The organism is Bifidobacterium leontopitheci, from assembly GCF_009193355.1.
In the GTDB taxonomy this organism is placed as follows: domain Bacteria; phylum Actinomycetota; class Actinomycetes; order Actinomycetales; family Bifidobacteriaceae; genus Bifidobacterium; species Bifidobacterium leontopitheci.
In genome coordinates, this window is record NZ_WBVT01000037.1 from 1 (window position 1) to 26,904 (window position 26,904).

Below are 26,904 nucleotides of genomic sequence, written 5' to 3' on the forward strand. Positions count from 1 at the left end.
TATATCATTGCTCTGTCGTTAGTTATGTCTAGTTAGTGTTTTGTTGTTTAGGTGATGCATAGGCCATCAAGATCGTCTCATGGAGTGTCGTCGACGGAGTCCAAATAGTATAAGAGACAGCCTCAGTGCGACCGTCGTCGGGAATCTTCCACAATGGGTATGACCCTGATTCAGCCACTCCGCGTGACGGAAGTAGTAGTGCGTTATATACTTTTCTTTTTTTTAATGATACGGCGACCACCGAGGTTTACGCTGGTGGGGTCGGCGGCAGCGTCAGATGTGTATAAGGGACAGACTCCGCCCTGCGTCTCGCCTACGCCACTCCGCCCTGCGTCTCGCCCGCGCCACTCCGCCCCACCTTGCGGCAAAAAACGGCAAAAAACGGCAAAACCGCGAATGGCAAAAACAGTTGCATGTTGAAACGATTATCTTGTCAGTCGTTGCCCGAGATGGACGGGAGGCCGAGGCTGGTTGTCTCCGCCATCACGACGGGCAGGAACCACATACAGAATACGAAGGAGTTCCGTAATGAGTGCTGCAACGGCTGCACCGGCGACGAAGACGCCGAAGAAGCTGACATGGCTCAACATCGTCGGTTATGGTTCCGGCGATCTTGCCAACAACATCGGCTGGCGCATGATGTCGATGTTCCTGGCCACCTACTACATCTACATGGGCATCGACCCGGTGACCACCGCTAACATCTTCCTGTTCGCCCGCTTCTTCCAGGCGGTTGTGTACCTGCTCGCCGGCAACTATGCCGACCGTGTCAAGCCGAACAAGAACGGCAAGTTCCGCCGTCTGGTCGTTGCCTTCGGCGTGCCGATGATGGTGGCCATCTGCCTGATGTACACCATTCCGGCTGATGCCGAAATGGGCGTCAAGGTGGCGTGGGCTATCGTCACCTACCTGCTCTACCAGCTGCTCGGCGCCTTGGGCGGCGTGCCTTACGGCGCACTGCTTGGTGCTATGACTCAGGACCAGAACGAACGCCAGCGCTTGTCCTCCGCCCGTATGGTCGGCGGCGCTCTGTTTGGCCTCATCGTCACCTTCACCCTGGCCCCGGCCATCAACAACGTCAAGGATCAGGCCGCTCTCGCTAAGCTGATGCTCCCGATCGTGTGCATCTTCTGCCTTGTTGGCGCTCTGATTTACGTCTTCCTGTACAAGACCACCATCGAGCAGATTGATGTACCGACCCAGCCGAAGGTTTCCTTCATCGACACCCTGAAGGCCATCTTCCAGAACCCGGCCCTGCTTATCCTGTGCTTCGCCACCGGCTTCTACCTGATTGCCACCTGCGTCGGCTCCATCGGACCGATTATCGCTAAGGAAGTGCTCGCCAATGGTGCTGACGCCGGCACTCTGGCTCTCATCACCACGCTGGTCACCCTGATCAACGCCTCCATCGGCGTGATTGCCTCCCCGTTCGGCCCGGTTATCGCTCGTCACCTCGGCAAGAAGGGCGGCTGGTACCTCGGCTGCGTACTTGGCATCCTCGGCGGTGTGATGTTCATCTTCGTTACCAACGTGTGGCTGTCCCTCGTGGGCCTGGCTCTGAACGCCATCGGTGCTCAGTTCTGCGGCAACTACGTCTGGGGTATGGAAGGCGACACCGTGGAATACTACGAGTGGAAGACCGGCAAGCGCACTGATGGTGCTGCAATGGCTGGCTTGAGCTTCTTCCGCCAGATGTTCGGTGCCCTGACCTCCTGGCTCGGCCCGGCCATCCTCGCCTTCACCGGCTACAAGTCCGGCATGAATGTGGCTCAGGATCCGACCGTTGCCGAGAACCTGCGTCTCGCCGCCGGCCTGGTGCCGCTCATCGGCTTCGTGATCTCCGCGGTCATCATGTACTTCTACCCGGTCACCGAGAAGAAGTTCAAGGAGATCAAGGCCGAGCTCGAGCAGCGTCGCGCCGCCGAGGTCGCCAAGACCGCCGAGGCGTGAAGCGGACAGCCCTGTGGGCTGTCTGTAGCCTCGGCCTGAGCCGGGTGACCACCCCCAGTCAGCTTTGCTGACAGCCCCGCCGGCGGGGTGAGAGTCTGCCGCCGGCGGGCGAGAGGGTTCACCGCCACGCCTGCTGATATGCCTTGGTCCCGCTCCGGGAATTGCTCTCGGGGCGGGGCCAAGGCATCATATGGTTAAGGGGTCAATCACCGCGCGGATACACCGCGCGGATACACCGCGCGATTACGCAGCGCGGATTACACAGCGCCGAGGAGGTGGAGCGATGACATCCGAACGAAAGCCCGGCCGCCGGGTGCGCCTTGCCGATGTGGCCGAAGAGGCTGGCGTCGCCATCTCCACGGTGTCGCGCGCGTTGAACAATCCCGACCGCGTCAACATCCAGACCGTCGAATACGTGCGCGCGGTCGCCGAACGTCTCGGCTATCACACCAGACGGTCGGCTATCGGACAGGCCGACCGCGCCGCCGGCGACGCAGTCCTGCCGGCAGCCGCGCACGACACGGCGTCGGCGTACGGACGCTCCCCGGCAGCCGTCCAGCCGCAGTCCGACCTGGCCGCTCAACCAAACGTGGCCGCCGTCGGCATCGCCCCCCAGCCCACAGTCACCCAGCCCGGCTCCCCACATACGCAACGTCTCCGCCCGCTCGGTCCCATCGCCGCCGGCGGCCTGATTCCGCTCATCGTCAAGGACACCGCGGACGGCGTCTCCTCGCAGATCCTCAAAGGCGCGCAGGTGACCGCCATGGAGTCCGACAGCGTCGTCAGCGTCATCGAAACCGGCTCGTCGCCGCAGCGCACCTGCCAGATGCTCGACCATCTCGCCGGCAAAGTGGACGGCGTGATCCTCGCCACCGACGCACCCGGCACCGACTTCATCCGCGACTACGCGCGCCGCGTGCCGCTCGTCGTGCTCAACCGGCCGGTCGAAGGCGTGACGAGCGTCGTGCCGGATCCGCGCATCGGCGTGGTCCGCGCGCTCAACCTGCTGCGCCGGTACCATCACACGGCGGTCACGTACGTGTCCGGACCGAGCGCAAGCTGGGCGAATCAGTCACGCTGGAACTGCCTGCATGACATCGGCCAGCGCATGGGATTCAAGGTCTCGCGCATCGGTCCGGTGCAGGCCACCGTCGAAGGCGGCTACCAGGCGGCGGTCGCGTTGGAGGACGGCAGGGCCACGGCCATCGTCACATACAACGACCTCATCGCCGCGGGCATCGTGCTGCGGCTGACGGCCGACGGCGTGGACGTGCCGGGCGCGATGTCGGTGATCGGCTTCGACAACACGCTCATCGCGCCGGTCGTCACGCCGCCGATCACGTCGATCCGCATCCCGCGCGCGCAGATCGGCCAGGCGGCGGTGTGCCGGCTGCTCGGCCGCGACGTCGGCTCCTACCGCAACCCTTCGGACACGCAGGTCATGCAGTGGATGGTCGAGCACGGCGTACGCTGCGAAGAGGAGGGCATGCCAGACGTCACGCTGGTCGACACGTCGATCATCGTGCGCCGGTCGGTCGGCGAATGCCGGCGCGCATAGACGAAAGCAGGTAGTCATGTCAGCTCAGAACAGCCGCGCACTGCGCGACGCCATCGCGGCGGCCGAGCCACGCAGGATCACCATGCGGCAGGCGCTCGGCTTCGGCGTCGGCGACTTCTACGGCGGCGGCCAGCTCACGCTCATCGCCACCTATCTCGGCCTGTTCTGGACGCGCTTCTGCGGCATGTCCATCAGCACTTCGCAGACGGTCATCGGCCTGAGCGCGCTCGTCTCCGCCGTGGCGGCGCTCGCGTTCGGCGTGCTCGACGACAACCTGTACCGCTACGGCGTGGGCCTGCGCTTCGGCCGCCGCCGCTTCCTGCTCATGATCATCGCGCCGATGCTGCTGCTCGGCGTCTTCCTGTGGATTCCCGGACTGCCGTTCGCCGCATACGTGGCCGCCTACCTGTTCTGGGTGGTGCTCGCCCAGCTGTTCCAGACCGCGTACAATCCGCTCCCCGGCGAGATGACCCCCGACTTCAACAGCCGCACCAAACTGTCCACCGTGCGCCTGTTCATCTCGACCGGCGCCACCACGGTCATCCCCGTCGCCGGCAGCGCGGTCCTCGCCATCGTCGGCGAGTCCACGCCCGGCGGCTACATGACGTTCACCATCGCCACCACCGTGCTGTTCGCCGTGGCCGTGTTCGTCTGCTGGCGGTGCACGTGGGAGATGACGCCCGACGCGGCCGGCTTCGGCGCGTACGCGCGCGGCGAGCGGCGCGACGGCCACGTGGGCGCGGCACGCTGGCTGCGCCGCGCCGGCAAGGTGCTGCGCGAGTACGCGACCACGCTGCGGATCCGCGAGTTCCGCAAGCATCTGGCGATCTACCTGCTGGTGCAGGTTTCGATGGACGTGTTCGGCCAGACGTTCGTGTTCTTCGTGGTGTACGACTGGAACCACACGGCCGCGTTCGCCTCGCTGCTGCTCGGCTGCGCGGTCGTGTCGCTGCCGCTGATGCCGGCGTTCGGCTGGGCGATGACCCGGCTGGGGCCGCGGCGGCTGTACGCGATCAACTTCGCCGGCTGCCTGACCGGCGTGGCGTGGCTGTTCGGTGCGTGGCTGCTCGCCGGGCATGTGCCGGCGGCGCTGTGGACGGTGCTCGCGGTGGCCGGATCGCTGTGGTTCTTCGCGTTCAAGTCCCTGTGCGGCTACATTCCGTGGGCCGTGTTCCCGTACATCGCCGACATCGACCAGATCGTGACGCGGCGGTACCGTTCGGCTACGTTCTCCGGCATCCAGGCGTGCTTCCGGCAGATCGGCTCGGGTGTGGCGACGATCGCGGTCGGCGTGGTGCTGGGGCTGGCCGGGTTCGACGCGACGCGTGCGACGCAGGTGCCGTCGGCGCGCGTCGGTCTGGGTGCGGTGCTGCTCGGCTGGTTCGCGTTCGCGATGATCATCTGCTGGATCGTCTCGTCGCGGCTGGTGATCGACAAGCGGACGGACGGCGTGGTGCTCGCGGAGATCGCGCGACTGCAGGGCGGCGGCGACAAGGCGGACGTGACGCCCGAGACACGCCGCACGGTCGAGGCGCTCACCGGCGTCGACTACGACCGCTGCTGGCGCTAGCCGCCGCCGGTACGTTCGGTTGTGATTTCCTGACGGACCGTACTCGTGCATCGTCTACGGGTACGTTCGGTTGTGAAAATATGACGGACTGTACTCTAATCGGCTGTTCGGGTACGTTTGGTCAGGAAATCTCAACGGAACGTACTCGTGGCGGCTGTCCGAGTACGTTCGGTTGTGATTTTCTGACGGAACGTACTGGAGCATCGTCTACGGGTACGTTTCGTCGCGGAAGATGCCGACGTCGCCTTCTGGACGTCGCCTTCTGGACGTCGCCTTCTGGGCGCTGCCTTCTGGGCGCTGCCTTCTGGACGTCGCCTTCTGGACGTCGCCTTCTGGACGCTGCCTTCTAGGCGCTACCTTCTACACTGGGGACCATGAGCAAGCATCATCATCGCGACCGCAGCTGGGCGCCCGCGCCGCCCGCGCTGCCCGAAGACGCGCACGTCGTCGACAACCATACGCACGTCGCCTCCGTCGTCCCCTTCGCCCGCGCCATGGACCACGAAGCGCAGGCCAAAGGCCAGCCGCCCGTACCCGTCTACGACGTCGACCAGCTGCTCGCGCAGGCGGCGGTGGTCGGCGTGACCGGCATCATCGACTGCGGCTGCGAACTGCCGAACCTCCAGCGCGCGATCGACATGGCCGTCGACCACCCCGGCCAGGTGCACGCCGCCATCGCCATCCATCCCAACGAAGCCGTGCTGCACGGCCACCGCGGCGTCCCCGGACCCGACGGGCTGGAACTCAAATACAAGCCGTACCACGACGTGCCGTTCGACGAGGCGCTCGCCGAAGTCCACCGCCTCGCCCTCGCCCACCCGCGCGAGGTCGTCGCCATCGGCGAGACCGGCATGGACCTGTTCCGCACCGGCGAAGGCGCCAAGGAGCTGCAGCGCGAGGCGTTCCGCGCCCACATCGCGCTCGCCAAGGAGCTCAACCTGCCCATGCAGATCCACGACCGCGACTCGCACGCCGAGGTCATCGACACGCTGCTCGCGGACGGCAGTCCCGAACGCACCGTGTTCCACAGCTACTCCGGCGACGCCGACATGGGCGCCATCGCCCGTGACAACGGCTGGTATCTCAGCTTCTCCGGCACGGTCAGCTACAAGGGCAACGACGGCATCCGCGAATCCGCGCGGCTTGTCGGCCTCGACCACATCCTCGTCGAAACCGACGCCCCGTATCTCACGCCCATGCCATATCGTGGACGCACGAACGCGCCGTACATGATCCCGTACACGCTGCGGGCGCTCGCCGACACGTTCGACCTGCCGGTCGCCGAGATCGCGAAGGCCACGCGCCGCAACACGCGCACGGTGTACGGCGTCTGACCGAATAGCGGACGCGACTACGGACGATTTTGCGAAAGCATGGACGAAACCGGGCGCCGCCGGGGTCGCGCGGTATAATCATCACACGCTCGGCCTTGCTGCATGGGAGGTATGCAATGCGACAGAACACCGCGAAGAACGATGCCGTGAAATCGACGGTGACGATGGTCGACGTAGCGCGCGAAGCCGGCGTGTCCGTCGCGTCGGTCTCCAACTATCTCAACAAACGCCCGTACATGTCCGACCAGCTGCGTCGCAGGATCGCCAAGGCGCTCGAGGAGACCGGCTATCAGGTCAACATCTCGGCGCGCAACCTGCGTTCCGGCCGCACGCGGCTGCTCAAGCTCGCCGTGCCGAACCTGCGGCAGCTGTACTTCGCCGAACTTGCCGAGGACGTGCTCACCGAGGCGCGGAAGCGCGGCTACGGCGTCATCGTCGAGTCGACGACGAACGACCGCGACCGCGAGATCGCCACGATCCGTTCCATGGGCGAGCATGCGGCGGACGGCCTGATCATCAGCCCGCTCGCGCTGGGCAGCAGTGATGCCGCGCTGCTCGACGGCGACTTCCCGATGGTCGTGCTCGGCGAAAGCATGTTCGGTGCGCGGGCGCCGCATGTAATGATCTCGAACCGTGTGGGCGCGTACCTGGCCACGCAGCATCTCATCGAAGCCGGCTGCCGGCGCATCGCCGTGGTCGGCGGCCTCAAGGAGCCCGACCACGCCATGACCACATCGCGGGCCATCCGTACGCGCGGCTACCGCGACGCGCTCTACGAGGCCGGCCTGCCGTTCGACCCGGACCTGGTGATCGAGACGGAGGAGTGGACGAGCTTCGACGGTTCCGCGGCGGCGAGCACGCTGATGGACTCGAACCTGCAGTTCGACGCGGTATTCGCCCTCAACGACCTGATGGCGTGGGGCGTGATGCACGGCCTGCGCGACTTCGGCCTCATGGTGCCGGACGACGTGCGCGTGGTGGGCTTCGACGACCTGGACGAATCGCGTGTGACGACCCCCTCGCTGACTACGATCGACCCGCACCGGCCCGATATCGCGCGGTTGGCGGTCGAATCGATCATCGCGCAGATCGAGGCCGGGTCGCGTGGCGCCGGCGATACGCTCGTCGCCCCGATCAGCCTTGTCTGCCGCGAATCCTCGCCCGCCGTGTGACATCCTCCCCGTCACTCTGCTCGGGCGAGCAGAGTGACGCGGACGCGAAAACCCAGTGTTTGCAAGGAGTTTCGGCGGTGCGTCACCGTGCTCGGGCGAGCAGAGTGACGCGAGACGCAGACCCATATCGGACCTCGCGCGGAGATGTGGGTGTTTTCATGTGCGGCACGAACGCTGCCGATATGCAAGAATCGGCCATTTTCCGCCGATTCGCTGTTGCGCAGGTTCGAAGGAACGTTGATTTTCGGGAAACAAAACACCCACATCTCGAATATCACATCGCAAATTCCACCGCGGCCCACGAAACAGGCGGCAATGTGAACGACATCGAGGCCGTAGCCGGGTCCATCTGCACCGGCAGGTCGTCTGGCGTGACGGCATCCGGCTCTTCGGCCGTGTTCTGACGGTAGATGTCGTCGTCATGCAGCAGCTGCGTGCGCACGACGGCAAGGTGTGCGCCGGCCGCCGAGCCTGCGGCCATGCCGCCGCCCGCAACCGTTCTGTCCGCTGAGGCGCTCGCGTCCGCGCCATCTCCGGCCGCAGCCGAGACGCCCGCGTCCGCGCCACCCCCGGTCGCCGCCGAACCATCCCCAGCCGCACCGGCAGTCAGCCCCGCCAGCGCCACCGCCACATCATGCGCCCGCGCAAGGTCGCGGTTCACGGCGAGCAGCAGGCCGCGTCGCGTCGCCGCGTCCCACGTGACAACCGCATCCACCGCCGGCACTTCGCCATAGGTCGCGGTATGCACGAGCGGCGAGTCGATCCGCGGCACGAACACGTCGCCGCGCGCACGCCCGGCTGCCTCGGCGAACGGGTAGAACGTGGTCTGCCGCCATGCCGGGCCGCCCGGCACGGTCATGATCGGCGCGATCACGTTGACCAGCTGCGCGCGCGAGGCGGAGCGCACGCGGTCGCAGTGCTTGAGCAGCGTGATCATCAGCGAACCCTCGACCACCGCGTCGGCCACCGTATAGACGTCCTCCAGCAGCGGCGGCGCGACCGGCCACGGGTCCGTGTGCAGGCCGGAGGCGCTGTCGGCCATGCGGCGGTCCTCCTGCGCGTTCCATACGTCGGCGTACCACACGCCCCACTCGTCGAACGAGATCTTGATGTCGCGCTCGCCGCCGTTCGCCGCCTTCGCCGCGTCGGCCTGCGCGGCGACCGTAGCGATGAACCGCGTCATGTCCTGCGCCGAGGCGAGGAAGTCCTGCATGGCGGCCGCGTCGCGCGTGACGTGGCCGTGGTCGCGGTAGTAGGCGTGGCACGAGACGAAATCGATGTTCGCGTACGCTTTGGTGAGCACCTTGCGCTCCCACTCGCCGAACGTGGGCATCTGCGCGCTCGACGAGCCGCATGCCACGAGCTCGAGTCCCGGCTCGGCGAGCTTCATCGCGTGCGCCACGCGGTCGACGGCCGCCGCGTACTCGTCGGCGCTCGTGTGTCCGATCTGCCAGGGGCCGTCCATCTCGTTGCCGATGCACCACATGCGCACGCCCATCGGCTTGGGGATGCCGTTGGCCACGCGCCGGTCGGCGAGCGTGGTGCCGGGGGCGCCGTTGACGTATTCGAGCTCGTCGAGCGCCTCCTGGAGGCCGCGCGTACCCATGTTCACGGCGAGCATGACCTCGGTGCCGGCGGCCTGGCTCCAGCGGTAAAAGTCGTCGATGCCCACTTGGTTCGTCTCCGTGCAGTGCCAGGCGAGGTCGCGGCGGACGGGGCGGTCCTCGCGAGGTCCGGTGCCGTCCTCCCAGCGGTAGCCGGAGACGAAGTTGCCGCCCGGGTAGCGCACGCAGGTCACGCCGAGTTCCTTGACCAGTTCGATGACGTCGCGGCGGAAGCCGTTGCTGTCGGCCGTGGGGTGGCCGGGTTCGTACAGGCCGCCGTACACGCAGCGGCCGAGGTGCTCGACGAACGAGCCGAACAGCCGCGGCGGCACGTCGGCGAGCGGCGTCGGGCCTACGGTGACGGTGACGTCGGCTGTGGTGGCGTCGGCGGACGGGGGAGTGGCGGACGTGGCGGCTGCGGCCGTTGCGCCGGCTGCCGCGATCCCGGCCGCGCCGGCTGTGTTGAAGCGTTTCATCTCCGTCGTCGTAGGCATGACCTGCTCCTTTGCATAGACGATGACGATACCGGTGCACGCCGCACCGCGCACCCAACGCCGCTAGTATATCGTTTCACCACTACCGCGGAACCGCATCGCGACACATGCCTGAAACAAGCGGGGCCGCGCGCGTGAACCGCACGTGCACGAGCCCGGAACAGCTCGCGAACGGGCCCTGAACGGTCCTTGTCAAGTTGGAAAAAACGGGAAACGGGCATATACTGGCCGCTTGAATTAAGAAGAAGGTTCCGTTAGCAACTGTACCACACGATTTGCGGATGTTCACGTGCGGGGCTGGTCCCCGTCTGGAGGAAGCATCATGGCTCAAAAGCCCGATGAAACGTTGTTGCGCGCCGATACGTTCACGAACGCACCGAAGGTCTCCCGGCGCACCCTGACCAAGGAGGAGCGCGAGGAGCTGGCCAAGCAGCAGCAGGCGGAGACCAAGGAGGCCGAAAAGCTCGCCCGGTCCGCCGCCAAGGGACGGTTCGGACGCTGGTGGCGGCGACTGCAGTCCGGCCCCAACAAGATCTCGCTGACCATGTCCATCGTCGCGCTCGGCGTCGTCTACGGCGACATCGGCACCTCGCCGCTGTACACCGCGCAGACGTTCCTCTCCGGTCAGGGCGGTATCGCCAACGCCGACCGCGAAGCCGTGCTCGGCATGCTCTCGCTCGTGTTCTGGTCGATCACGCTCATCACGACCGTCAAATACGTGCTCATCGCCATGCGCATCGACAACAAGGGCGAAGGCGGCATCTTCGCGCTGTACTCGCTGATCAGGCGGCACGGCGCATGGCTGGCGATACCGGCCATGCTCGGCGGCGCCGCGTTCCTCGCGGACTCCGTGCTCACGCCGGCCGTCTCGATCAGCTCCGCGGTCGAAGGCCTCAAGACGCTGCCGCCACTCGAGCCGCTGTTCGACGGCAACGACACGCTCACGCTCATGATCACCGTGGTGATCATCGTCGTGCTGTTCTCCGTGCAGTCGCGCGGCACCGAGTCGATCGGCCGCGTGTTCGGCTCCGTGGTGCTCGTCTGGTTCACGTTCCTCGCCGTCGTGGGCGCGGTGAACCTGTCGAACGACTGGACCGTGTTCGCCGCGCTCAACCCCGTGTACGGCGTGCGGTTCCTGTTCAGCCCGCACAACGCGGCGGGCATCGCCGTCATGGGCACCGTGTTCCTGTCCACCACCGGTGCCGAGGCGCTCTACTCCGACATGGGTCACGTGGGACGCGGCAACATCTACTTCACGTGGCCGTTCATCAAGGTCGCGCTCGTGTTCTGCTACTTCGGTCAGGGGGCGTGGATCCTGCGCAACCAGCATGATCCGCGATACCAGCACATGTCCGCGCTCAACCCGTTCTTCCAGATGATGGACCCGAACGTGCGCTACGTGGCCGTGATCCTGTCGGTCACCGCCGGCATCATCGCCTCGCAGGCGCTCATCACCGGCGCGTTCACCATGGTCTCCGAGGCGACCGGCCTCAACTGGATGCCGCATCTGCAGGTGCGCTACCCGGCGCGCACGCGCGGCCAGCTGTACATCCCGACCATCAACTGGGTGCTGTGCGCGGCCACGCTGATCGTGCTCGGCATTTTCCGGGACTCCGAACACATCTCCGCCGCGTACGGCCTGGCGTTGACCATCACGATGATCACTACGACCATCCTGCTCGCCGTGTACATCTGGTATGCGCGCAAGCGGGTCGCGGCCGTCGTGTTCGCCGTCGTGTTCCTCGCTATCCAGATCCTGTTCTTCCTCGCCTCGATGGCGAAGTTCCTGCACGGCGGCTGGTTCACGATGCTGCTCACGCTGGCGATCCTGTTCGTCATGTACACGTGGAACGAGGGCACCAAGCTGGAACGCGCGCAGCGGCGTCACATGATGCCGAAGGACTTCCTGCCGGCGCTCGACCGACTGCACGGCGACTTCCGCATCCCCTACTTCGCCGACAACATCGTCTACCTGACCAGTGACGTGGACATGCGCCGCCTCGACACGGACATCTTCTTTTCGATCTTCGCCGACCATCCCAAGCGCGCCCGCGCCTGGTGGGCGGTCTCCGTGCAGACCACCGACGAGCCGTTCACGCGCGAATACTCGGTGCAGAACTTCGGCACCAGCTACCTGTTCCGTGTGAGGATCCGGCTGGGATTCAAGGTCTCGCAGTCGATCCCGGTGTACCTGCACCAGATCATGCACGACCTGTCCGAGTCGGGCGAGCTGCCGCAGCAGAAGTCGCTGTACCCGAAGGTGGACGCCGACCCTGAGATCGGCACGATCCGGTATGTGCTGATCCACAAGGACCTCATGCCCGAGTCGAAGATCTCGAGCCGTGGCGCGCTTTCGCTCAAGGCCAAGTACGCGATCCGCCATGTGGCCGGTTCGCCGGTCAAATGGTTCGGCCTGGCGCCCTTCAACCCGCTGGTCGAAGTGCAGCCGCTGTTCATCTCCACCCGTCGCCCGCCGCGCCTCAAGCGCGTCGCCCTGCGCACGCGCACCCCGCGTCTTGCCGATGTCGTGCCGGTCAAGCCGGTCGAGGTCGAGCCCGCCGGTGGCGCGAAGACGGGCTCTGGCGCGTCCGCCAAGGCAGGTGCCGGTGCGAAGGGGACTGCTGCAGGTGCCACCAAGGGCGGCGCCGCGGCCGTGAAGGGCTCCTCTGCCACTAAGGGGGCTGCCGGGTCTAAGGGTGCCGGCACTGCAAAGGGCGGAGTGAAGCCGTCGGCCGCCGCTGCCGGTGCCAAGGCTGCCGGGGTTGCGGCTGCCAAGGGGGTGGCCGGGTCTAAGGGCGCTGCAAAGAGTGGTTCGGCCGCCAAGGCCGCCGCCCCCGCGCAACCCTCCCCCAGCAAGTAACCCACCGTCACGCGGGCCGATTGTCGGCCGCCGTCCCTCCCGTTCACGATTTGCACACCCCCGCAAATCGTGAACGCCAAAGCGCACAGAACCGCACAAGGCAATGTAGCCGAATGGCGGAATTCCGCGCCCCTGCATGTTCACTCGCACATCACCCCCGTTCACGATTTGCGCACCCCCACAAATCGTGAACCCAATACCGTCGCGCGCACGCTATAAACAACTCCTATAGCCACGCCGCCTCAAGTCCCGCGAAAGCACGATACAGTACCAACCATGTGCAGATTACTGGGATACGCGACTTCAGGGTTCAACCTGAGCCTCAACGATGTCCTGGGGGAGTCGTCGGTGGCGGAGTTTCGCGAGCTGAGCGAAATCCACAACGACGGCTGGGGCGTGGCGTTGCTGAGCAACCCCTCCGAACCCCCGTTCGTCGATGACGGCGGCGCACCCACGCCCGAGACGGGCACCAAGCTGTACAAGAGCACGCTGGCGGCCCGCCACGACCCGATCTTCAACGACTTCGCCGCCGACAGTGCGCGCGGCGGCCTGTGGCATCTGCGTCTCGCCAGCTCGAACCTGCCGCTGATCCTTGAGAACCAGCAGCCGTTCTTCGCGAACGGTCTGAGCTTCATCCACAACGGCGACATCTCCGACGAGCGCGGCGTCAACATCGTGCTCAACCGCGCGTACCCGGTCAACCAGAGCGCGTTCCTGTCGACCGGCGGCCGCTCCGACTCGGCGATCTTCTTCTCGATCATCCTCGAATACATCTCGTTCGGCTTCGCGCTGGACGAGGCGGTCGCCCAGGCCGTGCGCCAGCTGCGGCAGGAGTATCCGAAGTCGAGCTACAACTGCATGATCCAGAGCCAGGACCAGCTGGTGGTCCTGTGTGCGGCCGGCCGTGAGAAGACGTCGCCGCGCATCGTCGAGATCTACGACGAGTACGGCAAGGGCGAGAAGGCGCACGACTATCGTGTGCTGCGCTACCGTGACGTGCTCGACCGCGACGGCAAGCCGGCCGGCGTGGTGGCCGGCAGCTCCGGCTTCCCGCAGGACGAGGCCGACGGCTGGAAGGTGCTGGAGAACAACCAAATGATCGTCGCCTCGAACCGCACCGGCGAATACCACCTGCGCACCATCTGATTCCTCCAGCGGCGCCCCCCTTCGTCACAGCGGGTACCTACCCGCTGTGACATACCGCTGAAACCGGCTGGATTCCGCCGTTGTGCCGTGTGCGTCACAGCGGGTACCTACCCGCTGTGACAGGGAGGGGACGCGGGTGGCGGCCGCGAGCCAGTATTGAGCCCGCCAGGTCGCCTACAATGGGCCGTATGACCGGTTACATTCCCACTCTTGACCAGATCGACGTGCTGCATCACCGCATCGCGCCCTCGCAGGAGGCGTACGATCTCATCCACACGCACTGCGTGGTCGTGGCGACCATCGCCCGCCAGATCGCGCGTCGCCAGAACCAGCTGTTCGCCATGCGCTGCAAGCTCGGCGAAGGCAGCGGCAACGCGCTCGCCGCCGCCGCGCAAGACACGCAGACCGCCCCCGAATCCACTGACGGTGTGACGGGCGGCAAGGTCCCGCCGCGGCTCATCGACGAGCATCTCGTCACCATCGGCGGCCTGCTGCACGACATCGGCACCTACCGCGTCCTCAAGCACGACGGCACCGACGGCGAGCCGCTCAAGTTCAGCGGCAAGGACTACATCAAGCACGGCCTGCTCGGCTACGAGTACCTGCGCGAGCAGGGCGTGGACGAGTCCATCGCCGAGTTCGCGCGCAACCATACGGGCGTCGGCCTCACCCGGCAGATGGTCATCGACCAGCATCTGCCGCTGCCGGCCTCCGACTATTCGCCGAAGACGCTGGAACAGGAGATCGTCATGGTCGCCGACAAGTACAACAGCAAGTCGCTGCCGCCGAAGTTCCTCACCGTTGACGCCTATACGCGCAAGGCCGCCAAGTACGGCGAAGACAACAAGCGCCGCTGGCTCGAACTGGTCGAGCAGTACGGCGTGCCGGACGTCCCCGCCCTCGCCGAACGGTTCCACATGCGGATCGTCGACTGAGTCGACTGAGCCGACTGAGTCGACAGCCGTGCGGGCCGTGATCCGACAACGCCGGCCGCGCCGACGCAAACGGGCCGTGCACCTGCCACCATCGTGGCGGACGCACGGCCCGTTGTCATATCTTCTGCCGGCTGCGGCCGTCATGTTGCGGCCGCAGCGTCCCGTTACAGCTCGATGACCTTCTCCGCAGCGTTCGCCACGGCTTCGGATTCGGTCAGGATGATCACGCAGCGCTTCGGATCGCCGTGCGTGAGCGACGTGAGCAGCTGCAGGATCGCCACGCTGTCGTCGTCGTTCAGGCCGCCCGTCGGCTCGTCGGCGATGAGCACCTCCGCCTCGCACGCGATTGCACGCGCGATCGCCACGCGCCGCTGGTCCACGGCGTCGAGACGCCCGACCGGCGCGTTCGGCGTGTCCACGTCGAACTTCACGCGGCCCAGCAGCTCGCGCGCGAGCACCGGCTTCGGCTTGAGGAACGTGCGGCCGGAGGCGTCCATCGCGTACACGACGTTGCGTTCGGCGTTGAGGTCCTCGCGCACCGCGTACCGCTGCGGGATCACGCCCAGTCGGTGGCCGCGCAGCTCGTTCGGCTCCAGCTCGATGAGGTTCGCGCTCTTGTTCATCACGTTGCCGTCGTGCGGGCGCACCACGCCGCTCATCACGGCCATGAGCGTCTCGTGCATCGCCGTGTCGCCTTCCGGCAGCAGCATCGCGTACACGTGGCCCGCGTAGAACGTCTCGTTGATGCGGTCGAGCACGTTGCGGCCGGTCTTGCGGTCGGTGACGGTCACCTTGTTGAGCGAGAACGTCGGATACGACTTGAGCAGGATCTCGTCGGCGATCTTGGTGCCGCGGCCGAGCTCCTTGTCGATGCGCGACGACAGGCGCAGCGCCGGATCGGTGGACGCGCCGGCCGCTGCGGCCTTGGCGAGCGCATCGTCGTTCGCTCCGGCCTTGACGCTGAGCTTGAGGGTCTCGTTGACGCGGTTCGCGTTGGCTTCCGCGGCGGTTTCGTTTTCGTCGTCCGTGTCGGCCTGCGTGGTGCCGTCCGTGGTGCCGGCAGCCGCGGCCTCGGTTTCGGTCGCGCCGTCAGCTGCATCGTCGGCAGGTTCGTTGTCTGCCGTGCTGTCGGCTGCGTCGTCGGCTGCGTTGTCGGCTGCGTCGTCGTCCGCAACTTCGTCGTTCGCAACGTCACCGTCCGCGAGGCTGTCCGTATCGATGGCGAGCGAGTCGAGTGCGGACGCCTCGTCGTCGGCATCGTCGTCGAAGACGATGGAGAACTGCACGTCGTCCGGCGTGGACGTCGCCGTGACGTCTTCGGTCGCGCTGTCGCTGTCCGAGTTCGTGTCGGACGAGACGGTCGCGTCCGCGGTCTCGCCGTCGCGCTGCGGCTCGACCGTCTGCCCGTCCGCCTGCGTCGCCGTCGCCGCGCTGTCCGTCGTGACGTCCGCCGTCGTGTTCTTGTCGTCGCTCATGTCGTTCACCTTGCCGTCCGTGTCGTGGGTCTCGTTGGCGATTGTGTTGTCGTTCTTCTCGCTCATGCCTGCGCCTCCTGCTCGCCGTCGGCCGCAGCCTTGTCGTCGGCCTTGTCGCCGTCCGTCTGGCCAGCATCCGCAGCGTCCGCCGTCTCCGCGGCCGCGACGTTGCTCTCGCGCGCCGCGAACAGCGTCGCCGGACGCAGCGCCATCACACGGATGATGGCGAGGATCATGAGCACCACGATCACGCCCAGACCGCTCCACACGGTCCGCCAGATCAGGTCGGAGGCGGGCGAGGCGGAGTAGCCGCCGGCCAGTTTCGCGATGAGCGGCTTCGTGCCGAACGTGCCGGCGAGCAGGCCGATGACGAAGCCGGGCAGCGTGGTGATCAGCACCTCAAGCATGAGCTGCCAGGAGATGCGTGCCCGCGAGACGCCGATCATGATCTGCGTGGCGATCTCGCCGCGGCGGCCGACCGTCATGCTCGTGCCGGCGGCCGCAAGCAGCAGCAGCGCGCCGACGACCCACAGCGCGATCAGCGAGCCCTGCATCGGCGCGGCCAGTGCGCCCAGCGGCGCGATGCGCTTCTCGTATGCGGTGATGGACGGCGAGCTGACCGTGTACGTGCTCGGCAGCTTCGCCTTCTTCAGCGTGCTGACGAACTGGCGGTACGTCTTCATGTCGCTCAGGATGAACGTGATGTTGAGGTCCGGGTTGAGCCATCCGGTGCCGTCGGCCGCGTCAAGGCCGGCCATCGCGAACGTCGTGTAGGTGGAGTAGATCGCGTTGTCGCGGTTGTCCTTGGCGAGCTTCGCGTCGTCGCCCTTGCCCTTGGCCGCCGCGTCCGTGTACTCGTAGATGCCACGCACCTTGAGCTCGACGGTCTTCTTCGCGTTGTTCGGCATGGCGACCTTGAACGTGTCGCCCACCTTGAGGTTGTTCTTCTTCGCCACCGCTCGCGAGATCAGCACGCTGGACTTGTCGGTCTGGTCCGTGTAGTTGAGGTGCTTGCCCTCGACGACCTTGTAGCGGCCGTACTCGTTCTCCTGCGCGCCCTGCAGCGTGTAGAAGCCGCGCCACTGGAACTCGCCGCCGGTCTTGTCGGCCGACTGGTCGTCGGTGCCGGCGATCGCCTTGACGTCGCCGCTCTGGCGCACGGGCACGGTGATCGCGAGCGTGTACTCGAACTTGATGCCGGCGCTCTGCACCTGGTTCGCGTACTCGGTGTAGCCGGACCAGCCGAGGTAGTTCTTCGTGTACGAGGAGTCGGCGCCGTCGTAGGTCGCCTGGACCTTCGCGCTCGGGCGGATCACGGCGTCGACCTTCTGGGATTCGTAGGCGCTGCCGGTCGCCGTGTTGTTGGCGGTGAGTGCCGTGACGCCGAAGACGGTCCCGAATGTGACGATTGCGGCGATGATGACGGTCAGCAGGGCCCGCCATTTGCGGCGGACGATGCTGGACCAGGCGTTCTTGAGAACGAACATGCGCTTGACTCTCCAGTTCTTCTCTCTGCGGCCGTGCGGCGGGCGTGATGGTCCGCCGTCTCCGCGGCCGCGATCGGATGGTTGTCGACAGTGGCCGGGATGGGCCGAATGCGGCCGGCCCGAAGGCTCGCATCCCGTAGGCAACACTATGGTCGTGCTATGTGTATGTTATCTTGTCCGATACTGTTATACCTCTCAATGAAGTCTGAAAGCAGGCTGACAGCGCGGCCGGTGTCGCCGTGCCCGAGACCGGCGTAACGTGAAAAAACCGTCGAAAAAACCATGGTACGGGCGCAAACCTTATCGTCAGGTAAGCCGCGCACGGTATCATCGAAGGTTGTATTGCAGCAAACAGGACATATTGAAGGTAGCCGAAGCACACCGACGATACCGCAACGAACGTCGAACAGACGGTGATGAACGAACGAGGTTAACCCATGCGCCGATCCCCACAGCACGTCGGAAGAAAAGGACACACGTTTCTCGCCCAGGCGCTGCGGCCGCGGCGCATCGTGCTGTACGTCGTGTGCGTGCTGTTCGGCGCCGTGCTGTCGGTGTTCGGCATCTACGGCATCTCCGCGATCAAACTGTACAGCGAGGCGAACCGCTTCATCTCGGCGTCCGAGAACCTCGCGAACGCGGCGCTCGGCTGCGGCTCCGACGGCAATGTCGTCACGTCCGCGCGTGACATGGTGACGTCCACGCGCGAGCTGCGCGACGAGCTCGACAAGCCGCAGTGGACGTTCCTGCGCGACCACACGGCGTACGGCAACGACATCACCGCCGTGCGCACGATGCTCGACTCGATGAGCAACCTCGTGGACGGCCCGTTCACCGACCTGATGAACCTGAGCAAGCGCATGTCCGGCTTCTCGATGAAGGACAAGACCGTCGACCTGAGCGCCATCACCGACATGCCGGAGATCGTCAAGGAGGCGCGTGCCGACATCAAGACGGAGACCGCGCGACTCAAGAAGCTCAAGACGCCGAAGAGCCAGCGCGTCGCCTCGCTCATCGACACCGGCGTCTCCGGGCTCGAGACGGTCGACAAGACGCTCGACGAGTACGACGAGCTCATCAACCTGCTGCCGCAGCTGCTCGGCGGCAACGGCGAACGCACGTACCTGGTCGCCATCTACAACCCGGCCGAGATCCGCTCCGGCGGCGGCATGGTCGGCAACATCGCGCCGATCACCGCGAACAAGGGCAAGGTGAAGATCGGCGACTTCATCGCCACCACCGACCTCACCTACGGCACGCAGCCGTACGACGACGAGAACGTCAAGGAGGCCGCCATCTTCGGCGACCAGGTGTGGAAGTACCCGCAGACCACCACCGTCAACCCGAACTTCCAGCGGGCCGCGGTCACGCTCAAGAACATGTGGCTCGCGCAGAAGGGCAACGAGAACGAGCAGATCGCCGGCGTGTTCGCGCTCGACCCCGTGTTCATGCAGGCGCTGATCGGCGCGACCGGCAACGTCAAACTGTCCGACGGCAAGGTGCTCGACGGCACGAACACGGTCAAGTTCTTCCTGCACGACCTGTACACCGACCATCCCGTGTACGCCGAGCAGAACAAGTACACGAACACCGCGTCCAAGCTCATCATGACGCACGTGTTCTCCAACGCGAACGCGTCCTCGCTCTCCCCGCTGCTCAAGGGCATGCGCGAGACCAGCGCGAGCGGCCACTTCAAGCTGTGGATGGCGCAGCAGGCCGAACTGGCGGCGCTCGTGCAGACCAAGGTGTTCGACGCGAACGTGGCCGGCACGATCCCCGGAACCGTCACCTCGCCGAAAGCCGGCGTGTACTTCACCGAAGCCAAGCCCAGCAAGCTCAGCTGGTATCTGGAGCCGGCGATCGTCGTCAAGAAGACGTGCGGCGGCACGTTCGCCGCGAACTCGTACCGGATCAGCGACGACGTGAACGCGCCCGCGCGCGCCACGAACCTCATGACCGTGCCCACCGCCGACCTCGGCGACGAGTACACGGTGACCGTGAAACTCACCAACACGATGACCGAGCAGCAGGCCAAGGACCTGCCCGTGTTCGTGACCGGCAAGGAGGAGAGCGGCACCATGCAGCCGCGCCTGTTCCTCATGGCGCCGCAGGGCGGCATGATCACGTCGGTCTCCTACGAGGCCGGCGAGCTGGTGTCGAACGGCACGGTCGAGGACCACCAGTTCATCAACCTGCGCCTGACGCAGGGCATCAAGCCGGGCGAGACGGTGACGGTCGCGTTCACCGTGCGCACGGCCGAGAAGGCGACCTCGCCGCTTGACGTGGTCACCACGCCGGTGATCAACGAGAAGGGCATCTACACGGGTACGAACGGCGCCGTGACCGACACGTGCGGCGCGGACGTGCCCGACGCGGTGGAGGACCAGTGGGCCGGCACGAGCAGCGAGACTGGTACCGACGGGACCGCGGGCACTGACGGCACTGCGAACGCGCAGGGGACGACCTCCTCGAAGCCGGCCGACGAGAACAAGGAGTCGACCAGCACGTCCGGATCTGGGTCGTCTTCTTCGGACTCCTCGGACGAGAGCGGCGCGCTCGACAAGCTCGACAAGCTCAAGGGCGGCCTGAGCTGCCCCGTCAGCCTCAAGAAATTCATGTAAGGCCGGTTCTTGGCTCCTCGGTGGAGGGGGCTGCCGCTGGCCCCGCCTTGGTGGAGGGGAGGCTGAGCATCGCCCATCTGGGCATCTCGCGCGAGACCATCTCGACCCCTCGGTGGAGGGGTGACGCTGATTATGCGGTTTGGCACCGGCCCCGCCTTGGCCCCCTCGGTGGAGGGGTCTGTCAGCGGAGCTGACTGGGGGAGCGTCGCCCGCTGGCGGTCGTCGAATGCGATGCCCTTCTCCACGCGTCGCCCCCGCTGGCGGGGGCTCCCGCGAAGCGGGTGGGGGTGGTTCGTCGGGATTCGCGGCGTCCATTGGTACGCGGCGATGAAACCGGCTGTTTTTGCCCCGCGTCCCACGGGCCTTTGGTACGCGGGACGATGTAACCGTTTACAAGGTGTCTTGTACCACAGATTCGTGGTACAAGAGCCTGAAATCGGCCGTTTCGGGGTTCGCGTCCCAATGCTCGTTGGTACGAGGCGATGAAACTGGCTATTTTCGCCCCGCGTCCCAATTATTCCGGGGCGTCTTGGCATGTGCGCGATCAGCGGTTCCCATGCGCGGATTCTGAATCGCCGTCTGCGGTCGCCGTCCAAGGGCCGTCACGTTATGCGTGCGACGGCCCCGGTCGTGTGTCCGTTGTCGACTCGTGGCGTTCGGCTTCCGGTCGGAATCGGCCGCTGCGAACCCGTCGTGCGTCCGTTTCTGACATGCGCCCGGTCGCTCCTGGTCGAAAACGGCCGCTGGCGAGCTGTTTCGCGTCCGTTTCCGACCAACTCGGCAGCCAGCCCGGTCAGAAACGGACGCCGCGCGCGACCTCACTCCGGGTTTTCTCCCATTCCGGACCTGCAGAATGGGAGAAACCCCAGAGTCCGTCCATGGCCCAGCCCGTATTCTCTGGGTTTTCTCCCACCGTGTCCCGCCAGATGAGAGAACCCTCAGAGTCCCGGCTCGGCAGCGGCCGGCAACTCCGGGATTCCTCCCACAGTGCCCTGCCAGATGAGAATCGTCTCCATTCCTCGTCGTGTGGAACTGGTGGTGCCGTGGCCGGCGATGGCGGGGCGGAGCCGGGCGTTCGACTCGCGGTCCCCATTACCGCCGCGTATCGTGCCCCGGCAATGTCACGCAGCAGGGCTGCCGCGTTCACGCCATGGTTATTGGACTGGAGCGTGTGGGCAATGCCGCGTGGGCGGTGTATCACAACTTGCACAGATGGCCTGATTTGACGACTTGTGACAATACGGTGTGCCACAACTTGCACGAACGGGCCGTCTGGGCGAGTTGTGGCACAAAATCAGCCGTATTCAGGGGTAGTGGACGGCAGTCCGTGGTCACAACTTGCACGAACGGGCGTTTTGTGCAAGTTGTGACAATCCATGCGGCCACTGTGGCCGATGAGTGAGACGCTGGAGTCCACGATTGGGGATATAGACAAGGGCTGCCACGAGGAGTGCGATGCCGGCCGCCTCGCCCGCTGTCAATGCAATCATGCTCAGGAACGGCACCGTACCGGGGAACGGCCTGGGCCGCCCGAACTCCGGGACGACATGCATGTCGGCCGTCGCTGGCAAGGCGATGCGCGCCCGCAAACTCGACGCGCAAACCTATCCCGCAAACTTGTCCCGCAAACTCCTGCGGAATCGACGGCAACGTAGGATCACCCTCGGCGCAGCCGCGTGCGGCCTACGCGCTGCCATCAATGCGCAATGATGCCCGTCATAAGCGCTTGCACAACATGTGGATAACTGTGGATAACCGGTGAGTTATCCACTTATCCACAGATTTTCGGGGGTCGGTGGCGCGGCCGTATCGACCTGTGCCATGGTTGGCCCATGCGCACAGACGCGGAAGGCCCGTGAGGCCGGTCGCGGCGGATCGCGCAGTGACAAAGGTCGTACCGTAGCGGCTCGCACGGTGACGCCGCTACACAACGCGGCGCCACAGCGGCGCCGCAGTGCGGTACGCGGTCGGCACCACGCCCGCGCCCCCACACCCCCGCGCCGCCACCTGTCACCCAGCGATCCGCAACGTCCGGCAATGGCGCATACGACCATGTAAGGAGCGACCATGACGGCACCCTTCTCGATGGACACCATCGAATTCCTGCAGACCATCGGCAGGCTGGAACGACGGTTCGACGAAGTCACCTCGCCCACGGCCATGCAATCCGCCTACGCGGCCTACGAGCGCGACGGTTCGCCGACGCCGTGGGACCACCGGCTGTACGTCCTCGCGCGCGACATCTTCTCATGCGGCAGCTGGACCGCGAACCTGTGCGCGGCCGCCATGTCGTTCGACAGTCAGCTGGGCCGCGAATGCCGCGACTTCCTGACCGGCTGCGGCAACACCGTGCGCAAGTACGGCATCTCGGTCTGGCTGTACGACCTGATGAACGACTCGAACCTTGCGCTGTTCGCCAGCGAACCGTCGTCGCGCATGCCCGCGCTCATCCAGAATCTCAGCCGCGAGCAGCTCGCCCAACGTCGGGCGAAACGCGGCCGCAAGCGGTACGGCAACCGCAAGCAGCGCGAGCGTGCCATGGCGGAGCATTCGTTGCAGATGCATCGGCTCGCCGCGCACACGATGCTCAGGTGGGGTGCGGACGAGCGGCGCAGTCTCGACATCGCGCGCATGCTGCTGGTGTACCAGCCGATCGGCATGTGCATGCTGCGTGAGGACGGCGACGTGCTGCGCATGGGCGCCGCGCCCGACATGCGTTACCGCCGCGTGGTGGACCATTTGCAGGATCGGCGTGCGCAGGCCGACGTCGAGTATGAGCTGAGCGGCGCGCAGTGGCTGCGCGACTACGTGCAGGCAGGGCGGGCCGCCGCTCCGGACGTGCGCATCGAACTGTGCTACTGCGACGGTTGCGCCGAACTGTGCTACTGCGACAGGTGCGTCGGCGACGGTCGCGACGGCCGTGACGCGGACGCGCCCCGCCACGTGCCCCGGGAGTCCGGCGGCAAGGCTGATGATGGATGCGTCTGCATGGGCGGCACGGTCTGCGATGTGGTTGCGGACCGCTGTCCGCTGACGGATCTGGATGTCGACCTGTCGGGAGCGGTGAACTGCGACGGACGCAGCCGGCCGGAGTTCCATGCGGCCGAGCGACGGTACCGGTATGATGCCGCGCGTCTCGTCGCGGCGTACCTCGACCTGTGGGACGAGCGGACGGTCGACCCCGGCAGCCTGCTGCTCATGCTGGAACGTGACCGTGACGTGCCGGACGAGCCGCTGTGGCGCGACGTGGCGTATCTGCGCGACCTTGCGTTCTCGCTGCTGGGGGAGCAGCTGGCCGCCGATCTGGTCGGCGGGTTCACCGAGCGCGACGCGGAGCGGTTCCGCGCCGGTGTGATGCGGCTGCAGCAGTGCGTCGACATGGTATGGGTGTATGGGCTGGCGTTGATGCCGCTGGTGATGTATATGGACATGGAGTACGGTGCGGCTTTCGCTCCGATCGCCGAAGCGGTGCAGCAGGCGGATGACGAGAAACGGTATTCCATGTCGCCGCAGGACATGCATCGGCTGGAACGGGATATCGTCTCGCTGGTCGACGACGGCAAGGAATCCGAGCCGACGGTGGATCTCAACGGCAAGATGCATCTGGGCGAGTCGATGGCCGTGGTCGTCCTGTCGCGGTTCCCTGACGAGCGGATTGCTCGGGCGTGCGCGCTGGCGTTGTTCCACGGTGACGAGGGCGCGTACGGGGACGCGTTGGAGTCGGTGATTCCGCCGCCTGACGGTGGGCCGGGCGACGACGGGCCGGATGGTGGCGGGGACGGCGACGGTCCCGCCGGCGATGATGTGCTGAAGCGGCTCGATTTCGCGGTCGACTTCGCCGACGACCTCATGCTCGCCCAATCCACCGACTGGTGAGCCGGCGGTGGACGTCTCCGGCGAAGCACGACGGACGTCTCCGGCGAAACGCGCCGGAGACGTCCGCCGCGAAGTGCGCCGGAAGCCCTCCCTGTGCGCCCCTAGCGTCACAGCGTGCACCTACCCGCTGTGATGCCAAGGACGAAACCCTTGGCATCACAGGGATATCGCGTTGCCGTCACAGCGGGTAGGTGCACGCTGTGACGGATGATGTCGTGGCTGGCTGTTCCCGTCGCAAGGGCCGTCAGGAGCGGACCGCTTCCGCTGGCGGGGACCCGGGGTCGATCAGTGCAGGTAGTCGGCGGCGTTGGTCGGGCTGGACGGCACCGCGTGGCCTTCGGTCACCGTGCCGAGTCCGGACAGGTACGCCTCGCGGCCGGCTTCGATCGCGTGCTTGAACGCGCGGGCCATGAGCGGGATGTTGCCGGCGGAGGCGATGGCCGTGTACGCCATCACCGCGTCCGCGCCCATCTCCATCGCCTCGGCCGCCTGGCTCGGCCGGCCGATGCCCGCGTCGATGATCACCGGAATGTGCGCGTTCGCGATGATCACCTCGATGAAGTCGCGCATGCGCAGGCCCTTGTTCGAGCCGATCAGCGAGCCGAGCGGCATCACGCACGCCGCGCCCGCCTCCTCGAGCTGCCGGGCCGCGATCGGGTCGGGGAACATGTACGGCATGACCACGAAGCCCTCCTTGGCGAGCATCTCGGTCGCGCGGATCGTCTCGGCGTTGTCGGGCAGCAGGTACTTCGTCTCGTGTTCGATCTCCACCTTGACGAAATCGGTCTGGCACACCTCGCGGGCGAGCCGCGCGATGCGCACAGCCTCCTCGGCGTTGCGCGCGCCCGACGTGTTCGGCAGCATCGTGATGCCCTTGGGAATGTAGTCGAGCAGGTTGTTTTCGGTGGTGCGGCAGCGGCGCAGCGCCATCGTCACGATCTGCGTGCCCGCGTTCTCGATGGTCGCCTTGATGAGGTTCAGGTCGTAGCGGCCCGAGCCGAGAATGAAACGGCTGGTGAACTTGTGTCCACCGAGCATGAGCGGATCGGCGTCACCGGTCGCGATCGCGTCGTAGGCGTGCGCGTCCGGCTCAGGCAGCAGCGCGGTGTTCGTCGCGGTGCCGACCAGTTCGTCGAGCGTCGGCTCGGCGGCGGTGTTGGTTTCGTTGGTCATGGATACTCCTTCATATGATGGTTGCCGGCCGGTTCCGCTGTCATAGTGGAGCCGGCCGTGACGTTGGTCATGTGCGCTGGCCGCGGACGCTGCGGTCAGCCGCCCTGCACGAACGTGACGATCTCGACGGTGTCGGTGCCGTTCAGCATGGTCTGCGCACGCTTGTCGCGCGGGACGATCGCCCCGTTGACCTCGACGGCGACACGGCCCGCGTTGAATCCCTTGCTGGCGATGAGCTCGTCGACGCTGATCGGCGTCGCGACGTTCTCCTCCTGCCCGTTGATGATCATCGGTCCCTCCTTGGCTCGGCCCGGCGCCAGTCGTTCCGGCGACGTGCGCTGGTGGTGCTGATATGAAAAACGGGTCGCTGAAGCGGCCGTACCCTATGAGGTGGTGCGCCCCTCCATGACCCGAATCATGCGTTCTTCTGTTGTGTGCGGTTCTGTTGTATGCAGTGCGAACAGGTTGCCAGCGACGCTGCGGCAGTCGAGACAACACGTCCTTACGGCGGCATTACCCGCGTCAAGTCGACGGTCGAAGCTCCTGCTTCCTCTCAGCCCTGCGGCTCCCGTTCGGTTGCCCTCCCATCATAGACCAGACCGCGTGACATGCCGTTTCGGCTGGCGAACCCCTGCCGCAATCACAGTGCCCGGTCACGGTGACGCTTCACCCGGTCACGGTGACGTCCCACCCGATCACGGTGACGTTTCGCCCGGTCACGGTGACGCGCATTCCCGCCATATCGGGGTGAACACCGTCACTCTGCTCGCCCGATCAGAGTGACGTTGATGTGTCACCGTGCTCGGGTTACGCGTCACTGTGCGCGAAATGTGACATCGGGTCCGTGTATGGGGCGTTGCGTTCGGGCGTGTGGCACGACGTCACGTGGTCCGCCCGTCCCACGTGACGTGCTTGTTGGAACGTATTGTTTTCAACGGTTTGCGGTGTTGCGTCACGTGGGTCGGGCGGACCGCGTGACATGGGGGTGGGGCGGAAGGTTGCCGTGAAATCCCGCAAGCTGATTATGATTGACGTATCTAGACAAGGGGGCTCAGCGATGACCACGTGCACTCGATGCGGCAATCAGATTCCGGCAGGCATGATGTTCTGCACGAACTGCGGTGCGCCCGCTCCGGCGGCTGCGTCGCCTGCCGGACCGGGGCAGGGCGGTTCAGGATATCCGGCGGCAGCGTCCCCGGCTCAAGGACGTCAATCGGCGCCTGCGATTCCCGCCGCGCCGCAGTCGGATCACACATTGACGGACCAGCCGCTGCAGTCGGCGCACGGCCCTGCGATACCCATGCCACAGCCTGGCCACACGTTCGGCGCCGCTCCGGCACAGCAGTCTGGTGTCGGCGCCCGGCCGTTCGCGCCGGCAGGTCCTGCACTCGCCTCACAGCCGCTGCCTCCTCAGCCGTCGGCGCCGTTCGCGGTCGCCGGCGCCGCGCCCACCGCGCCCATGCCTCCAGTAGGCGGCGCCGACGCTCGCGGTCAAGCCTCGCCGGCATCCCCGTTCCCCGGCGGTGCCAACCCTAGCGCTGCCGGTGGCTACGGCCAGTCCGCGCCGACGTCCCTGCTCCCTGCCGGCGCCAACCCTGGCGCATCAGCCGGAGCCGTCCCCGGAACCCCTGCCGGAGCCAATCCGGCAG

General features: G+C 66.0%; 15 protein-coding genes and 2 pseudogenes. 12 read left to right on the plus strand and 5 right to left on the minus strand.

Features of this window, described 5'->3' with window-relative positions:
* Nucleotides 1-528 precede the first annotated feature (528 nt).
* The 5 genes from F7D09_RS09420 to F7D09_RS09440 all read left to right on the plus strand — a co-directional run bounded on the left by F7D09_RS09420 (nt 529) and on the right by F7D09_RS09440 (nt 7,584).
* The gene (locus tag F7D09_RS09420) at nt 529-1,950 is read left to right on the plus strand and encodes an MFS transporter (protein ID WP_152235246.1); all 1,422 of its coding nucleotides are present in this window, start codon (nt 529-531) and stop codon (nt 1,948-1,950) included.
* 283 nt (nt 1,951-2,233) lie between these two features.
* Nucleotides 2,234-3,508, plus strand: a complete 1,275-nt coding sequence (locus F7D09_RS11220) for a LacI family DNA-binding transcriptional regulator (RefSeq protein WP_193312429.1) — start codon at nt 2,234-2,236, stop codon at nt 3,506-3,508.
* A gap of 16 nt (nt 3,509-3,524) precedes the next feature.
* Nucleotides 3,525-5,078 (plus strand): MFS transporter, encoded by a 1,554-nt coding sequence (locus F7D09_RS09430; protein ID WP_152235247.1) that lies wholly within the window; start codon nt 3,525-3,527, stop codon nt 5,076-5,078.
* A gap of 374 nt (nt 5,079-5,452) precedes the next feature.
* Nucleotides 5,453-6,412 carry a TatD family hydrolase gene (locus F7D09_RS09435; protein WP_152235248.1) on the plus strand — a complete coding sequence of 320 codons (960 nt, stop codon included), beginning with the start codon at nt 5,453-5,455 and terminating at the stop codon, nt 6,410-6,412.
* Nucleotides 6,413-6,528: 116 nt separating this feature from the next.
* Entirely contained in the window at nt 6,529-7,584 is a 1,056-nt protein-coding gene (locus F7D09_RS09440) for a LacI family DNA-binding transcriptional regulator (RefSeq protein ID WP_226836208.1), read from the plus strand.
* A gap of 274 nt (nt 7,585-7,858) precedes the next feature.
* Here F7D09_RS09440 and F7D09_RS11675 read toward each other — a convergent pair whose 3' ends face one another.
* Complete coding sequence (locus F7D09_RS11675; RefSeq protein WP_152235249.1) at nt 7,859-9,682, minus strand: alpha-N-arabinofuranosidase; 1,824 nt, start codon at nt 9,680-9,682, stop codon at nt 7,859-7,861.
* A gap of 322 nt (nt 9,683-10,004) precedes the next feature.
* Between F7D09_RS11675 and F7D09_RS09450 the strand changes: the two genes are divergently transcribed.
* From F7D09_RS09450 to F7D09_RS09460, 3 genes are all read left to right on the plus strand, one after another.
* Complete coding sequence (locus F7D09_RS09450; protein WP_226836210.1) at nt 10,005-12,542, plus strand: KUP/HAK/KT family potassium transporter; 2,538 nt, start codon at nt 10,005-10,007, stop codon at nt 12,540-12,542.
* 276 nt (nt 12,543-12,818) lie between these two features.
* The gene (locus F7D09_RS09455; RefSeq protein WP_152235250.1) at nt 12,819-13,688 is read left to right on the plus strand and encodes a class II glutamine amidotransferase; all 870 of its coding nucleotides are present in this window, start codon (nt 12,819-12,821) and stop codon (nt 13,686-13,688) included.
* A gap of 188 nt (nt 13,689-13,876) precedes the next feature.
* Nucleotides 13,877-14,623, plus strand: a complete 747-nt coding sequence (locus F7D09_RS09460) for an HD domain-containing protein (protein WP_152235251.1) — start codon at nt 13,877-13,879, stop codon at nt 14,621-14,623.
* A 164-nt stretch (nt 14,624-14,787) separates the two neighbouring features.
* On the opposite strand, the gene F7D09_RS09465 is transcribed toward F7D09_RS09460, so the two are convergent.
* Nucleotides 14,788-16,164: an ATP-binding cassette domain-containing protein gene (locus F7D09_RS09465; protein WP_226836212.1), complete on the minus strand. Its 1,377-nt coding sequence runs from the start codon at nt 16,162-16,164 to the stop codon at nt 14,788-14,790.
* Entirely contained in the window at nt 16,161-17,585 is a 1,425-nt protein-coding gene (locus F7D09_RS09470; RefSeq protein WP_152235252.1) for an ABC transporter permease, read from the minus strand. The genes F7D09_RS09465 and F7D09_RS09470 overlap by 4 nt, the downstream gene beginning before the upstream one ends.
* A 437-nt stretch (nt 17,586-18,022) precedes the next feature.
* On the opposite strand from F7D09_RS09470, the gene F7D09_RS09475 reads away from it, so the two are divergent.
* A complete protein-coding gene (locus tag F7D09_RS09475) occupies nt 18,023-20,206 on the plus strand; it encodes a DUF4012 domain-containing protein (RefSeq protein WP_152235253.1) in 2,184 nt (727 codons plus the stop codon).
* A gap of 2,067 nt (nt 20,207-22,273) precedes the next feature.
* Complete coding sequence (locus F7D09_RS09480; protein ID WP_152235254.1) at nt 22,274-24,082, plus strand: riboflavin deaminase; 1,809 nt, start codon at nt 22,274-22,276, stop codon at nt 24,080-24,082.
* Nucleotides 24,083-24,367: 285 nt separating this feature from the next.
* On the opposite strand, the gene F7D09_RS09485 is transcribed toward F7D09_RS09480, so the two are convergent.
* Together F7D09_RS09485 and thiS are read right to left on the minus strand one after the other, a co-directional pair.
* Nucleotides 24,368-25,255: a thiazole synthase gene (locus F7D09_RS09485; RefSeq protein ID WP_152235255.1), complete on the minus strand. Its 888-nt coding sequence runs from the start codon at nt 25,253-25,255 to the stop codon at nt 24,368-24,370.
* 95 nt (nt 25,256-25,350) lie between these two features.
* On the minus strand, nt 25,351-25,545 hold the full coding sequence (gene thiS / locus F7D09_RS09490) for a sulfur carrier protein ThiS (protein WP_152235256.1): 195 nt from the start codon (nt 25,543-25,545) through the stop codon (nt 25,351-25,353).
* 767 nt (nt 25,546-26,312) lie between these two features.
* On the opposite strand from thiS, the pseudogene F7D09_RS11745 reads away from it, so the two are divergent.
* A pseudogene (locus F7D09_RS11745) lies at nt 26,313-26,381 on the plus strand (zinc-ribbon domain-containing protein); the annotation flags it as partial.
* Nucleotides 26,382-26,555: 174 nt separating this feature from the next.
* A pseudogene (locus tag F7D09_RS11530) lies at nt 26,556-26,904 on the plus strand (hypothetical protein); the annotation flags it as partial.

What these genes read in the sequence shown, in the direction of transcription:
- F7D09_RS09420 (WP_152235246.1), top strand. Translation starts at nt 529, where the DNA reads ATGAGTGCTGCAACGGCTGCACCGGCGACGAAGACGCCGAAGAAGCTG.
- F7D09_RS11220 (WP_193312429.1), top strand. Translation starts at nt 2,234, where the DNA reads ATGACATCCGAACGAAAGCCCGGCCGCCGGGTGCGCCTTGCCGATGTG.
- F7D09_RS09430 (WP_152235247.1), top strand. Translation starts at nt 3,525, where the DNA reads ATGTCAGCTCAGAACAGCCGCGCACTGCGCGACGCCATCGCGGCGGCC.
- F7D09_RS09435 (WP_152235248.1), top strand. Translation starts at nt 5,453, where the DNA reads ATGAGCAAGCATCATCATCGCGACCGCAGCTGGGCGCCCGCGCCGCCC.
- F7D09_RS09440 (WP_226836208.1), top strand. Translation starts at nt 6,529, where the DNA reads ATGCGACAGAACACCGCGAAGAACGATGCCGTGAAATCGACGGTGACG.
- F7D09_RS11675 (WP_152235249.1), bottom strand. Translation starts at nt 9,682, where the DNA reads ATGCCTACGACGACGGAGATGAAACGCTTCAACACAGCCGGCGCGGCC.
- F7D09_RS09450 (WP_226836210.1), top strand. Translation starts at nt 10,005, where the DNA reads ATGGCTCAAAAGCCCGATGAAACGTTGTTGCGCGCCGATACGTTCACG.
- F7D09_RS09455 (WP_152235250.1), top strand. Translation starts at nt 12,819, where the DNA reads ATGTGCAGATTACTGGGATACGCGACTTCAGGGTTCAACCTGAGCCTC.
- F7D09_RS09460 (WP_152235251.1), top strand. Translation starts at nt 13,877, where the DNA reads ATGACCGGTTACATTCCCACTCTTGACCAGATCGACGTGCTGCATCAC.
- F7D09_RS09465 (WP_226836212.1), bottom strand. Translation starts at nt 16,164, where the DNA reads ATGAGCGAGAAGAACGACAACACAATCGCCAACGAGACCCACGACACG.
- F7D09_RS09470 (WP_152235252.1), bottom strand. Translation starts at nt 17,585, where the DNA reads ATGTTCGTTCTCAAGAACGCCTGGTCCAGCATCGTCCGCCGCAAATGG.
- F7D09_RS09475 (WP_152235253.1), top strand. Translation starts at nt 18,023, where the DNA reads ATGCGCCGATCCCCACAGCACGTCGGAAGAAAAGGACACACGTTTCTC.
- F7D09_RS09480 (WP_152235254.1), top strand. Translation starts at nt 22,274, where the DNA reads ATGACGGCACCCTTCTCGATGGACACCATCGAATTCCTGCAGACCATC.
- F7D09_RS09485 (WP_152235255.1), bottom strand. Translation starts at nt 25,255, where the DNA reads ATGACCAACGAAACCAACACCGCCGCCGAGCCGACGCTCGACGAACTG.
- thiS (WP_152235256.1), bottom strand. Translation starts at nt 25,545, where the DNA reads ATGATCATCAACGGGCAGGAGGAGAACGTCGCGACGCCGATCAGCGTC.